This is a genomic window from Gluconobacter sp. DsW_056 (genome assembly GCF_002153595.1).
Taxonomy (GTDB): Bacteria; Pseudomonadota; Alphaproteobacteria; order Acetobacterales; family Acetobacteraceae; genus Gluconobacter; species Gluconobacter albidus.
The window spans coordinates 22,891-35,638 of record NZ_JOPF01000001.1; the positions used below are offsets into that span (position 1 = coordinate 22,891).

Annotated in this window: 11 protein-coding genes; 2 read left to right on the plus strand and 9 right to left on the minus strand. The window is 60.1% G+C overall.

Going from position 1 to position 12,748, the window contains the following annotated elements; all coding sequences use genetic code 11:
* Positions 1-36: 36 nt before the first annotated feature.
* Complete coding sequence (locus HK22_RS00145; RefSeq protein WP_086647910.1) at positions 37-1,416, minus strand: calcium-binding protein; 1,380 nt, start codon at positions 1,414-1,416, stop codon at positions 37-39.
* A gap of 340 nt (positions 1,417-1,756) precedes the next feature.
* Between HK22_RS00145 and HK22_RS00150 the strand changes: the two genes are divergently transcribed.
* Positions 1,757-4,663, plus strand: coding sequence for a glycosyltransferase (locus HK22_RS00150; RefSeq protein ID WP_233142278.1), 2,907 nt, complete (start codon positions 1,757-1,759; stop codon positions 4,661-4,663).
* A 115-nt stretch (positions 4,664-4,778) separates the two neighbouring features.
* Here the strand turns inward: HK22_RS00150 and HK22_RS00155 are convergent, their stop codons facing one another.
* Positions 4,779-6,170 carry an NAD-dependent succinate-semialdehyde dehydrogenase gene (locus HK22_RS00155; RefSeq protein ID WP_062107043.1) on the minus strand — a complete coding sequence of 464 codons (1,392 nt, stop codon included), beginning with the start codon at positions 6,168-6,170 and terminating at the stop codon, positions 4,779-4,781.
* A 93-nt stretch (positions 6,171-6,263) separates the two neighbouring features.
* A complete protein-coding gene (locus HK22_RS00160) occupies positions 6,264-8,297 on the minus strand; it encodes an NAD(+) synthase (protein ID WP_086647911.1) in 2,034 nt (677 codons plus the stop codon).
* Between the two features lie 167 nt (positions 8,298-8,464).
* Between HK22_RS00160 and HK22_RS00165 the strand changes: the two genes are divergently transcribed.
* Complete coding sequence (locus HK22_RS00165) at positions 8,465-8,635, plus strand: DUF1328 domain-containing protein (RefSeq protein WP_198945444.1); 171 nt, start codon at positions 8,465-8,467, stop codon at positions 8,633-8,635.
* A gap of 9 nt (positions 8,636-8,644) precedes the next feature.
* Here the strand turns inward: HK22_RS00165 and HK22_RS00170 are convergent, their stop codons facing one another.
* Genes HK22_RS00170 through mlaD form a run of 6 tightly spaced genes read right to left on the minus strand, consistent with a single transcriptional unit; the run spans position 8,645 to position 12,695 of the window.
* Positions 8,645-9,154, minus strand: a complete 510-nt coding sequence (locus tag HK22_RS00170) for a disulfide bond formation protein B (RefSeq protein ID WP_062030544.1) — start codon at positions 9,152-9,154, stop codon at positions 8,645-8,647.
* A complete protein-coding gene (locus HK22_RS00175) occupies positions 9,151-10,494 on the minus strand; it encodes a trehalose-6-phosphate synthase (RefSeq protein WP_086647912.1) in 1,344 nt (447 codons plus the stop codon). The genes HK22_RS00170 and HK22_RS00175 overlap by 4 nt, the downstream gene beginning before the upstream one ends.
* Positions 10,482-11,204, minus strand: a complete 723-nt coding sequence (gene otsB, locus HK22_RS00180) for a trehalose-phosphatase (protein WP_086647913.1) — start codon at positions 11,202-11,204, stop codon at positions 10,482-10,484. Before otsB ends, HK22_RS00175 begins: the two co-directional genes overlap by 13 nt.
* Positions 11,205-11,253: 49 nt before the next feature.
* Positions 11,254-11,928, minus strand: coding sequence for a DUF2155 domain-containing protein (locus tag HK22_RS00185; protein ID WP_198945439.1), 675 nt, complete (start codon positions 11,926-11,928; stop codon positions 11,254-11,256).
* The gene (locus HK22_RS00190; RefSeq protein ID WP_086647914.1) at positions 11,925-12,167 is read right to left on the minus strand and encodes a hypothetical protein; all 243 of its coding nucleotides are present in this window, start codon (positions 12,165-12,167) and stop codon (positions 11,925-11,927) included. Before HK22_RS00190 ends, HK22_RS00185 begins: the two co-directional genes overlap by 4 nt.
* Positions 12,168-12,170: 3 nt before the next feature.
* Positions 12,171-12,695, minus strand: coding sequence for an outer membrane lipid asymmetry maintenance protein MlaD (gene mlaD, locus HK22_RS00195; protein ID WP_062030554.1), 525 nt, complete (start codon positions 12,693-12,695; stop codon positions 12,171-12,173).
* Positions 12,696-12,748 lie beyond the last annotated feature (53 nt).

A 12,748-nucleotide genomic window follows, 5' to 3' on the forward strand; every position in this document is an offset into this window, starting at 1 on the left:
GAACACTACAGATCTGTCAGATGACAGAGTCCATGATCAGCTCAGGGTGAAGTTCGAAGCGTTCAGATCGCTGACGCCAACGAACGTGATCTTGGAGCTGTCGGACAGTTCGATCGTGGTGTTACCACCAGCAACCGTAGCGCTCGACAGAACATTCGCCAGACCGTTGTTGTTCTGAAGGCCATACTGATACAGAGCCATCAGGTTGCCGGCAGCGCTGCCGAAGTCGGTGATCGTATAATCGCCACCAGCAGCGCCCTTGGTCAGGGCGAACAGGTTTGCAGCGCCCGAACCACCCGTGAGGGTAGCAGAACCCGATCCACCAACCAGCGTATCTGCAGAAGAACCACCGATGATGGTTTCGTTGCCCGTGCCTGCGAAAGCGTGCAGCGTGCCATTGGAAGACGCAGCCGACACGGTCTCGTTTCCATCACCACCAACGAACAGATTGGTCGAGCTTGCAGAACCGCCAACCAGCAGCAGGTCGAGGCCCGAAGCGCCGAACAGCGTGGACGTACCAGCGGAGACGGTCGTTGCACCCGTGCCATTCAGGAACGTCAGGGAGCCCGAGGCCGTGATGGAATTGGACGTACCACGAACCTGCCAGAGGTCGGCAGAAGCCGAAATCGTGTCATTCAGGCCGCCCGAGACGGTGCTCATGGCGCCGGTCGAGAAGTACGTGCTGGAGCTGCCGCCCGTGATGAAGCTGTTGTTGCCGCCCGAAACAGTGTTGTGCGACGTCGTGTCGTACACCGTTGCATTGGAACCCAGCGTAACCACGGAGCTACCGCCGAGCAGCGTAACCGTATCCGTACCGGTCAGACCGTCGATGGTGTCCTGACCCTCGGAGCGAACGACGTTCGTCCCGCTGCCCAGAACGATGCTGTTGTTGCCAACACCACCGCTGATGGTGTTGTTACCGCTGGTACCCGTAATGGTGTCGTTGCCGTCACCCATCGCAACGGTCCAGTTGCCCGAGGAACCGGCGCCATTGAACGTGTTGTTGCCAACACCGCCAACGAACGTACCGTTCTGGTTGCCAGCCTTGAACGTAACACCGGCATAATCACCGGCAAGAACGCTGATGCTGCTGGCCGTGCTGCCCGAAACGTCCAAGCTCACGGCTGAATTCAGCGTGTCCTGACCGGATTCGGAATAGCTGCCAACGGAGATGTACTGGGTGGTACCGCCAGAAACGGAATAATCACCGCCCTGACTGATCAGACCATGGCCAGGATTGGAACCCGTAGCAGAGTTGCTACCGGTGACCAGGTCATAAGATTCGAGACCGCCACTGGTGTGGAGGGTGGAAAGAGCAGTCTGGTACTGCTGCGCCAGAAGCTGGGTCTGACCACCATTGACCGTGACCGCAAAGGTCTGGCCGGAGGCGCCAACGACTGTAGTAATGTTAGCCATTACCATGCACTCCTAAAATAAGGTTGCCTCGCACCGGCGGCCCTCGGACCACCCAAATGATCGAGCGACGAGTCTTGCACATACCAGAGCCGGATTGTCAAAGGCAATCAACTTTGCGCACGATACAAGGATTCACGATCCAACATTTACAGATTCGAAAGGCAGCGCCGACAAAGAGTTCTCCATTTTCATTATATGAAAACGGAAAAGAGCGGATTACCCAACTCTTCAATCAAATCCTTTTATATCGAAAAAGTTCCGTCAATGTTAATTTCGTAAGAAATAAATATTAAGACTACCGCTTCAGTCCTTATGGAAAACGGCATGTCTTTTTTAAGATATGCTTTCCTCCGCAGAAAAACCGACCCGCACAGGCCTTCTCGTGAATTTTTCCAAACCGCCTTCTCTCTCCTCTTCAGAGGCCGACCGTTTTCTGGTCCGTCTGGCGCTTCTCCTGACATCAGAAAAGACCGATGACCGTATCACTTCGAACCGACAGGATGTGGCCGATCACGTTCACTTGATCACCTGGCTGACGATGATCCTGACCGAGGAGAAGGGCATCTCAACCGCCCGGATCGAATACTCACCGCGCCTTCCCGGCCACACCGGGCAGAATCTCCGTCAACTTCTGGACACACACCTTCCGGCCAGCGACATCCGGATCGTGCCCCACCCGCCCCGGAATAACGAAGTGTCTCCCCCTGTCCTGCTTCAGGTCATCGGAGACGCAACAGAAGGATCTGCCTCATGTCCTGTTTTACAGTTCGGAGCTCATCACTCTGAAGGGTCCTTCGCTTTCACTCCCGAAAATGTCCTGATCCATGCAGGCGATTCCCCATTTCTGGGATTTCTACTCTCCGACACACCGGAAAGCAGACATTACCGACAGGCCATCCAGCAGCTTCTCCGCAACGACCGGAAAACGCGTCTCCTGCAGACACGGACACAGAAGGTGCAGCAGGAATCTCTGGAAAAGACACACATTATTCAGGATCTGCGCGTTTCACTTCGCATACTGTCCAACAGCAAGGCAGCGACTCTTGCAGCCATACATCCGAATAACCCTGCGGAAGAGAACACTGCACCTTCCGTCGAAGCGGCTTCCGTTCCGGTGCCTCCCCTGTGGCTCCGGGCCTGCCGCCGCCTGAAGCGCTCTCTTCGTCCCCGGCCTTCGCCCATCGACATTCCCGTTCCGAATCCCGCTACTGACGAGGACGTCACACCCTCTTCTCCAGCTCCTTTCTCCGTCTCCCGCGTCCTTTTCATCGCCGGCGAACCGGGCACACCCGGCGTTCTCTACCGGTGCGACAGGAATGCAGCCGCAGCCCGGGATGCGGGCTTCGAGGCCAGAGTCGTCCCCTGTGCCTCTGTGGGCTTCGACGATATCCGCTGGGCAGACGTCATGGTGTTCTGGCGCGTTGAATATAGCGGTCATGTCAGTACGATTTTCGATCTCGCCAGATCCGAAAACGTCATGACCATTTTTGACGCGGACGATATTGTCTTTGTGCCGCATTACGCACGCGTCGATCTGATTGATGGTATCCGCTCGATCGGCGCCACGGAAGAACAGATCGAGCGCTGCTTCTCGGACATGCGCCGCACCTTCCTGCGCTGCGACCAGGGCTCTACCACGACGGCGGAACTGGTGTTTGCCATGCACAGCCTTCGCCCCGTCGTTCACCTGCTACCCAATGTCTACGACATGACCTCGCTAAAGCGCGCCCGGATGGCGCTGCGCATGCGTGGAGAGCCGGGCAGCGTCAACGCCGAAGACGGACTGGTCCGCATCGGCTACGCCGCAGGCTCCCGGACACATCAGCGGGATTTCGGCCCCATCTGCACTACCATCGCGGATATCCTGCACGAACGCCCGCAGGTCCGGCTTGTCCTGTTCCGCGAACCCGACACACATCGCCCCATTCTGCTCATGGACGAATTTCCCAGCCTGATCCATGTGCAGGACCAGATCGAATGGCGCGACATGGTGCCGCTCGCGGAGCTTCAGGACGAATTTGCCCGGTTCGACATCTCCATCGCCCCCCTGGAGACAGGAAATGTCTTCTGTGAGGCAAAGAGCGAGATCAAATTTTTCGAGGCCGCCCTGTCCGGCGTGGTGACGGTCGCCTCTCCCACAGGTCCGTTCCAGCGCGTCATCCATCACGGAGAAACCGGCCTTCTCGCCAGTAGTCCGGCCGAATGGCACGATGCTCTGATCGCTCTGATCGACAACCCCGAACGGCGCATCCGGATGGCGCGGGATGCCTATCATTCCATTCTCTGGCCCTTTGGTCCGCAGGCCCAGGCCCAGCGGATGAAACTTGCGCTGACGTCCCTGAATGGAGACGACGCAGCGGCCCTCGCGGTGGAAACACGTCTGGCCAGAGACCGCCTTGCCCCGTCAGGCCTGCCTGTCATTCCCGCCAGCCGGACCCTTTTCCACCATGACGCCCTGGGGGAAGCGCCGGTCACGGTTGTCATCACGTCCTATAATTACGAAGCGCATCTTCTGGACGCTCTGGAATCCGTCGCCGCTCAGACCCTGCCGGTACTGGATCTGATTGTCGTGGATGACGGATCGTCCGACGGCTCGCTTGCTTTGGCGACAACATGGATGGAACGGCACCGCGAACGCTTCAATCGCCTGATTCTGCGTCAGTCCCTCACGAATGCCGGTCTGGGTGGCGCACGCAACATCGGAATGGATGCAGCCGAAACAGTGCATGTCATGCAGCTTGATGCCGACAACACCCTGCGCCCCGAAGCCTGCGAAACCCTTCTAGGCTCCATGAATGACGGCACAGCCTATGCCTATCCGCTCATCGCCTGTTTCAACGAAAACGGCCCAGTCCTGATGGACATGACTGCTGACACCCAACACCAGCCAGGCACTCCAGAACTTCTGGGAGACCTGCCCTTCAACCCGCTCTCCCTCGTTTCCGGAAACCGCATCGACGCGATGGCCATGGTCACGAAATGGGCCTGGGCCGCCGTCGGCGGCTACTATGTTTCACGTGAAGCAATGGGCTGGGAGGACTTCGATCTGTGGTGCTCCATGGCAGAACGCGGCCTGCCCGGCCATCACGTCCCGCAGATTCTGGCTGACTACCGCCAGCACGAAACATCCATGACGAATGCCTCGACTGAAAAAGATGCCCACAAGGCCCGCGTCGTGGCCTTCGTTCAGGCACGCCATCCGTGGATCCGCCTCAGCGCTGAACAGGCAAAACCCCGGAAAAACTAACCTTCCCCTCCAGATCACCCACAAAAAAAACCCGCTCCCGGACAGCTCCGGAAGCGGGTTTTTCATAACCTGAAGATCGAACCGGGCTCCTCGAAAGAAGCCCAACACGCCCCAATCAGAACGGTGCGTCGATATCCACAACGTCGATCAGCTTGTGATTGACGAATTCCTTGATCCCCAGACCAATCAGCTCGCGGCCATAACCCGAACGGGCCACGCCACCGAACGGCAGATCAGCCTTCACCATCGTCGGATGGTTGATATAGACCATGCCCGTATAGATCTGCTCGGCAACCTTCACGCCGCGCGCGGTATCCTTCGTGAAGACCGAACCACCCAGACCGAACGGCGAGTCATTGGCAATGCGAATGGCGTCCGCATCATCCTTGGCACGATAGAGCTGCGTCACCGGACCGAAGAACTCCCAAAGACGGGCTTCATTGTTCTCGTGCAGGTTGGTCATCAGCAGCGGCTGGAAGAACGCACCCTTCTCCGGCACCGACGGGCCAATCGCCTCGACAACCGCACCATGCTTCTTGGCTTCCTCGACCTGAGCCTTCAGATCGTCCGCAGCCTTTTGCGACGACAGCGGCGCCAGTGTGGTGGACGCATCCATCGGATCGCCAGCCTTCAGCTTGAGAACTTCCGCCTTGTACAGCTCAAGGAAACGATCATAGACGGCATCCGCCACGATCAGACGCTTGGCGGACACGCAGACCTGACCGGCATTCCAGTGACGGCCGAAAGCCGCCCATTTCGCGGTCTTCTCCAGATCAGCATCGTCCAGGACGACGAATGCGTCAGAACCGCCCAGCTCCATCGTGGACTTCTTCAGGGCCTGCGCTGCAATCCCGGCAACAATGGCGCCTGCGCCTTCGGACCCCGTCAGAGCCACGCCACAGACGCGCGGATCCTTGAGGATCGTCTCGGTGTGATGACGGGCGGCATACAGGTTGCGGAACCCGCCCTTCGGCAGCCCGGCTTCCTTCATCAGGTCATCGAACGCAGCCGCGCACTGCGGCACGTTGGATGCGTGCTTGAGAATGACCGTGTTACCGGCAGAGAGCTGCGGCGCAATGATGCGGGCGATCTGGTAGAACGGGAAGTTCCACGGCTCGATTGCAAACACGATGCCCTGCGGCTGGTGGATCAGAACGGCATCGCCCGAATTCGGGTCCGCAACCGGCAGCTTCTCGGATTTGAGAAGCTCTTCGGCATGTTTGGCATAATATTCGAAGATTTCAGCCGACAGGATCGTCTCGGCCTTGGCTTCGGCGTAAATCTTGCCCATTTCCAGCGTCAGAAGACGGGAATACTTGTCGATATCACGACGAAGGATATTGGCGGCGGCGGTCATGATCTTCGCACGCTCGGCGAAAGACGTGTGGCGCCAGCTTTTGAACGCATCATAGGCTTCGGTCAGCGCGGTCTGGACTTCCTGATCGGTGGCATCCGGGAAAGTCTTGAGCGTCTCACCGGTATAAGGGTTGATCGTAGCATAAGCCATGACGGGTCATATTCCTGTATGGTGACGTGTTTGCGACATATTGGCACGAATGCCGAAAGACAAAACCCCCTAACATTCCTCCCTCCCGAAAGTTCACAGAGCTGTGTTCGTTTCAGGGAGATTATCCCATAACTCCTCAAGCCACGCCGTCGCCGTACTGTCAGAGGGCGCGCGCCAGTCTCCCCGTGGCGAAAGAGAGCCGCCCGCTACCAGTTTCGGCCCGTTGGGCATGGCGGAGCGCTTGAACTGGCTCGTCCCAAAAAACCGCCGCAGAAAAATTTCCAGCCAGTGCCTGATTTCGGCCAGATCGTATGAAATTTTCCGATCTTCCGGATAATGCGCGGGCCAGTCTCCGCAGGATGCGTCCCCCCAGGCAATCTCAGCCAGAAACGCGATCCGGGACGGGCGGAACCCATGACGCAGAATATGATAGAGCGTGAAATCCTGAAGCGGATACGGCCCGATCGTCTGCTCCGTGCTCTGCACACCCTGCCCGGTATCGGGAACCAACTCGGGCGTGATCTCCGCGCTGACAATCCGCTCCAGAACGGGCCCAACACCTTCACCCAGCTTTCCCTCACGCGCCAGCCAGCGGATAACATGCTGGATCAGAGTCTTCGGCATCCCGGCATTGACGTTATAGTGGGACATCTGGTCCCCCACGCCGTAGGTGCACCAGCCCAGCGCCAGTTCCGACAGATCGCCCGTCCCGATCACAATCCCATTGCGGTAATTGGCGATCCGGAACAGGAAATCGGTCCGCAACCCCGCCTGCACGTTCTCGAACGTGATGTCATGAACCGGCTTTCCTTCCGCAAAGGGATGGCCGATCCCCGCCAGCATTGTCTGCGCCGTAGGCCGGATATCCAGCTCGTTCACTTCAACACCCAGCGCCTTCATGAGCGCATGAGCCAGAGAGCGGCTTTCACTTCCCGTCGCAAATCCGGGCATCGTGTAGGCCAGAACATGCGTCCGCGGCCAGCCAAGCTCGTCCGCCGCCCGCACCGCCACCAGAAGCGCGAGTGTGCTGTCCAGCCCGCCTGACACCCCGATCACGGCCCTTTGCGCCCCGCTGGCCTGCAATCGCCGCCGCAGTGCACTGACCTGAATGGTCCAGCCCTCGTAACAGTCCCGCGCCAGCGTCCGCGCATCGGATGGCACGAACGGAAACCGCACAACCTCCCGCTTCAGCCCCAGATCCGTCGTAGGGGGCTGAAGCATGAACCCGACAGCCCGGAACTCCTGACCCGCCTGCCCGAACTGCCCGGTCCGCATCCGCTCCTGCCGCAACAGATCCAGATCCACATCCGCCACAACCAGCCGCTCGCCCTGCGGAAAACGGTCCGACTGTGCCAGAAGTCGCCCGGCCTCATGGACCGATATCTGTCCGTCCCAGGCCAGATCCGTCGTGGATTCCCCCTCGCCTGCCGCCGCATAGGCATAGGCCGTGAGCGTCCGCATGGACTGCGCCTGGCATAGCAAAGACCGGTCATCCGTCCGCCCGATCGTTACCGGCGAGGCAGACGGATTGAGAATGACCGTCGCGCCCCCTTCCGCAAGCTTCCCGCTCGGCGGAGACGCAACCCACAGATCCTCACAGATTTCCACGCCGAGCGTCAGGCCGCGCTGATCTTCTGCCTGAAACAGCAGATCCGCACCAAACGGCACGTTCTCCTCAAACAGGCAAATGCTCCCCGACGTACGCAACCCGGACGTGAAATGTCGCGGCTCATAGAATTCCCGATAGCGCGGCAGATGAGATTTCGGCACCACGCCCAGAATCCGCCCCCGATGCACGACCGTCGCACAGTTATAGAGCAGTCCGCCCCGCACCAGCGGCACCCCCACCACCGCAACGGACAACAGATCCCGCGACCCCGCCACAACCCGTCGGAGAGCCTCAAGCGCTCCCTCCAACACCACATCCTGAAACCGCAGATCGTCCAGCGTATAGCCCGTCAGCCCCAGTTCAGGGAAAACCACCGCCGCCACACCCTGCCGATCACAGTCCCGCAGAACATTCAGCGTCCGTTCCGCATTCTTCAGCGGATCAGCAAGCATCACCGGCAGCGTACAGGCTGCGATCCGGGCAAACCCCTGATGATACAGGGAACGGAACAGGGTCATGACAATCCTCCGGCAGGCAGGCTTCACGAAAACAGGAACCGCGCGCCCGGCCCCCACATAAAACGGATGCTGCGAAAATGAACCCGTTCATCCCGCCGCCGTTCAGCCTTTTCAACACCCGCTTCTCCGTCGGAGGGCGCGACTGACAAAGGAGACACCCCATGGACCTGCTACGCTGGACCATTGCCTTCCTGATCCTGGCCCTGTTCGCCGCGGTGCTGGGCTTCGGCGGAATTTCGGCAGACTTTGCCTATATCGGCAAGATCCTTTTCTTCATTTTCCTGGTACTGCTGGTCATCAGCCTCATCTTCGGGCGTGGACGCGGCACCCGTCTCTGAGTACAGCCTTCAGCGGCGGGAGCGTCCCATGCGGACGCTCCCGACCAAGGCAACCAGAAAGACCGCTACAGCATACAGACCGCCGAGTTCCGTCATGGAAACCGGCAGACCGAACAGGTAATCCGGCGAATCACACGGCTTGTTCGGCCGGGCTGGCATGGCCGACATCCAGTCCTTGAAACTGCCACCATGAAAAACCGGTGCCCGGCATTCGGGGGCGGGGCTAGGCCAGAATTTATGCTCCACGCCCGCATGCAGCACCGCCAGACCGATGCTGGTCATCAGGCATAAAATCCCGGCAAAAACCGTATAACGCGCATAACGTCTGGGCAGAACGATCGTGACAATTCCGATCCCGATCAGCACCCACCATGGGCGCCGCTCCCAGAGGCAAAGCTCGCAGGGCGCGAGCTTCAGCCAGTGTTCAGCAAACCAGACAACCCCGAGCGCCACCGCTCCAGCCAGAACATAAAACCCACCCAGCGCAGACGTGGAAACGGGGCGACGTGGTCTGTTCATGGGCACGAATGGATTTCCTCCAGACTATCAAGAAACTGCTTGGACCAGCTTCCTGCGGTATTGCGCGACACTTCGCCATACATCGCCGACCATGCCGCATGACGGGCCTTGACGTCCATGGTCAGGCCAATATGCAGCGCATCCGCCATCCCTTCGGCATCCAGCGGATTGATCAGCAGCGCCTCCGGCATTTCCGGAGCAGCACCCGCAAACCGCGACAGCACCAGCACACCGGGATCGTCCTCGTCCTGCGCCGCAATGAACTCCTTGGCCACCAGATTCATGCCGTCGCGCAGGGGCGTGACAAACCCCACATCCGCCATCCGGTACAGACCAGCCAGAATATCACGCCCGATCGGCCAGGTCGTATAGCGGATCGGCACCCAGTCCGGCGTGCCATAAGCGCCATTGATCGTCCCGACCAGCCCGTCCAGTTCTTCCTTGAGCAGCCGGTAACTCTCCACCCCGCCACGCGAAACCGGCGTGACCTGAAGGAACGTCACCTGCCCCCGATGTTCAGGATAATTTTTCAGAAGAGCCTCGAACCCCTTCATCCGCTCCGGAAGCCCCTTGGAATAATCCAGCCGGTCCACACCGATGATCAGCCGCGTGCCTTCCAGCGTATCGACGATCTTCACGACCTCGTCTGAGACCGCACTTTCAATCGCCTGCTGACGGAAACTCACAGGATCAATCCCAATCGGCACAGCCTTGACGGCGGCTTTCAGACCATAGGCCTCGAAACATCCCCTGAGATTGGCCTCATCTTCCGGCGTCTGCACCCCGATCAGATCACAGGCCGCCAGACCGGTCAGCAGCATGTCAAGCTTGGGCAGAAGCCGCGCCACGCTCCAGGGCGGAAACGGAATATGCAGGAAAAAACCAATCCGTCCCGTCACGCCCCGGTCACGCAGCATCTGCCCTAGCGGGAACAGGTGATAGTCATGGATCCAGATCGTATCGCCCGGCTCCAGAAGCGCGATCAACCGGTCCGCAAAAACCCGGTTCGCCTCATAATAGACGTCGCAGTCCTCGCGCGTGTAGCGGATCAGGTTGGTGCGGTAATGGCACAGGGGCCACAGCACACCATTGGAAAAATTAAGATAGAAGCGGTCGTACTGCTTCTGCGTCAGATCAAACGTCACATAATTGACGTTCCCGACCTGCTCACGCTGGACGGGCCGATCGGCCGCATCCGCATGCTGATGCCCCGACCACCCGAACCAGACGGTCTCCCGCGTCTGGACCGCGTCGTACAGGCCAACCGTCAGCCCGCCCGCAGGCTGCGTCCGCTCCCCTGGCGCGGGTGTGCGGTTCGATACAATGATCAGGCGCCCCATCCGCGTCCCTCCGAAAGATCGTGCAGCCAGCGTCGGAACGTGGCCGCATCTGGAAAATCATCCGGAATGAGCCAGCCCTCGCCACCCATCTGGCGCGCAGCCCTCACCCCGTCCCGGTCCGTTACGTCATCGCCGGCAAACAGCGGAAGGCGTCCCCTGAAAGGCGGTTCCGCCATCAGTTCCTCAAGCGCCTTGCCCTTATCGATCCCCAGCGGCCGAAGCTCGATGGCCATCTGCGCATCCTGAAGATGAAACCCGTGGCTCTCCACGGGCCAGACCGACGTCAGTTCCCGGAACGCCGACTCCGCCTCGGGAACACGGCGATAATGCAGCACCATTCCAGCTTTTTTGTGTTCAATGCTGGCCCCGGGATAATGGACGGCAAGTTCCTCGCTTTTCGCGGTCCAGTCGGCCGGAACCAGCGGCAACACGCGCTGGCGCACGTCCTGATCCGGCGCCGGACGCACGGCAACACCGTGCTCACCTGCCACAGCATAGGGAATACCCGGCAGGAAATGATCAATCTGGGCGATGGGTCGCCCCGTGATGATCGCCAGCGCACCGTCGAGCATATCGCGCAGCCGCTGCAGATCGGCCGTCAGCCCGTCCGGAACGCGGACGGCTTCAGGCGTGGGGGCGATATCTACGAGGGTACCGTCAAAATCAAGCAGCAGGGCTGCCCGGGATGGGGAAAAGGGAACCTGAATCATGAAGCTGTCATTTCTTCCTGTTTCTGGGTCATTCCGCCCCGTCCCATCCTCATTCGAGGCCGGGATCAGCCTCGGGAGGCGCCAGGGGCTGCCCTGAAGGCGGCGCCGGAGCAAGGGACGGTGCCGCACCTGTGGAGGGCGCGAGCGGAATGGGATTATGACTGTCCGGAGCAAGCGGTACAGGACCACCCGAGGCGGAACCGGGCGCAGATACCGAAGCATCGCCGCCTTCTTCCACCGGAACGTCCGCACCGGCGAGCACGGGCGCCTTTACCGCTGGCAGAGGTCCCGCCTGCGGTGCCGTCGGCACACCCGCACAGGAGACAACGCGCACATCATACAAAGGGCTGCCATAAGTTGCGACAGAAGGTTCCTGCGCCAGCATCCAGCCATCAAAAGGCGGCCGTCCTGGGTCGCTGCTGTCCTTCAGATGCAGCAGAGCCCCGGCATCCGCCGCCAGCGTCTGCGGCCGACTGACACAGGACTCAACCCCGACCGAAAGACTGCGATAGGTCGCGCTCCCGCCCACAGGAACCGTCAGAAGTTCCAGATGGCCGTCCAGCCGATCGAGAACACGCAGCACCGCCTGTGACTGCCCCTGCCAGGTCGAAGCCGGATACATGGCCGGAGGCGCCACACCCACCGCAGCCTGCGCTCCCCCCGACAGACACGCCCCGGCAATGCCGCACAGAAGCGCCCGGCCCATAATACGCCGTTTCATCATGACGGTTCTCCCCCGGAACGCCCCTGCAAAGGATTTTTCAGATCCGACAGCATGGCCTGAAACGTCTGCAACATCGCCTGTGGCGCAACCCCCATCAGAACCCCGTCTTCAAAAGCATCCTGTAGGGCCTGACGCAGTTCCGCATCGTTCTCGCGCAGGATCTGCACCTTCTCCACACAGGACACGGGGTTCCCCTCATGGTCGACCCACAGAAAAGCACCTTCCCGCGCCTGCGTCATGCCTCAGGGCTCGTCCGACAGACTGCCCGCAGCCGGCTTGGACGCAGCAGCCTTCTGGCTCTTCTGCAAAGAATCCGTCACGGAGAAAATGAACTTGCTCAAAAGCTGCTCCAGACTGATGGAGCCCTGGGTTTCCGTCATGACACCGCCGGGCTTTACCAGCGAATCCGCCCCACCCGGAGACAGCGCAATATACTTGCCACCCAGCAGGCTGTCAGACGTCACGATCGCAGCGGAATCCGTGGGCAGCTTCACATCGGGCGCCAGCGTAAACGTCACCTGCGCCTGAAACGTCTTCGGATCGACCGTCGTGCCGGTCACGTGCCCGACGGTAATTCCGGCCAGACGCACATCGGACCCCACATTCAGCCCGTCGATCTGGCTGAACGAGGCATGAACCGGATAGCCTCCGTCGTTACCCTGATGATGCCCGACCATCGCCGCCACCAGAAGTCCCGCAAGGCAGACAAGGACTGCGAACCCGGCCAGAAGCTCCAGCCGGTCATGGCGGACCGTAACAGCGGTCATGACAATACCCTCGTGAAAATCATCCTTCCTGCACTACCCGACTCCGCTTCCCG

Coding starts and splice junctions, on each gene's coding strand:
- HK22_RS00145 (WP_086647910.1), bottom strand. CDS start 1,416: ATGGCTAACATTACTACAGTCGTTGGCGCCTCCGGCCAGACCTTTGCG.
- HK22_RS00160 (WP_086647911.1), bottom strand. CDS start 8,297: ATGACCCTGTTCCGTTCCCTGTATCATCAGGGGTTTGCCCGGATCGCA.
- HK22_RS00170 (WP_062030544.1), bottom strand. CDS start 9,154: ATGAACAGACCACGTCGCCCCGTTTCCACGTCTGCGCTGGGTGGGTTT.
- mlaD (WP_062030554.1), bottom strand. CDS start 12,695: ATGACCGCTGTTACGGTCCGCCATGACCGGCTGGAGCTTCTGGCCGGG.
- otsB (WP_086647913.1), bottom strand. CDS start 11,204: ATGATTCAGGTTCCCTTTTCCCCATCCCGGGCAGCCCTGCTGCTTGAT.
- HK22_RS00155 (WP_062107043.1), bottom strand. CDS start 6,170: ATGGCTTATGCTACGATCAACCCTTATACCGGTGAGACGCTCAAGACT.
- HK22_RS00185 (WP_198945439.1), bottom strand. CDS start 11,928: ATGATGAAACGGCGTATTATGGGCCGGGCGCTTCTGTGCGGCATTGCC.
- HK22_RS00150 (WP_233142278.1), top strand. CDS start 1,757: ATGCTTTCCTCCGCAGAAAAACCGACCCGCACAGGCCTTCTCGTGAAT.
- HK22_RS00190 (WP_086647914.1), bottom strand. CDS start 12,167: ATGACGCAGGCGCGGGAAGGTGCTTTTCTGTGGGTCGACCATGAGGGG.
- HK22_RS00175 (WP_086647912.1), bottom strand. CDS start 10,494: ATGGGGCGCCTGATCATTGTATCGAACCGCACACCCGCGCCAGGGGAG.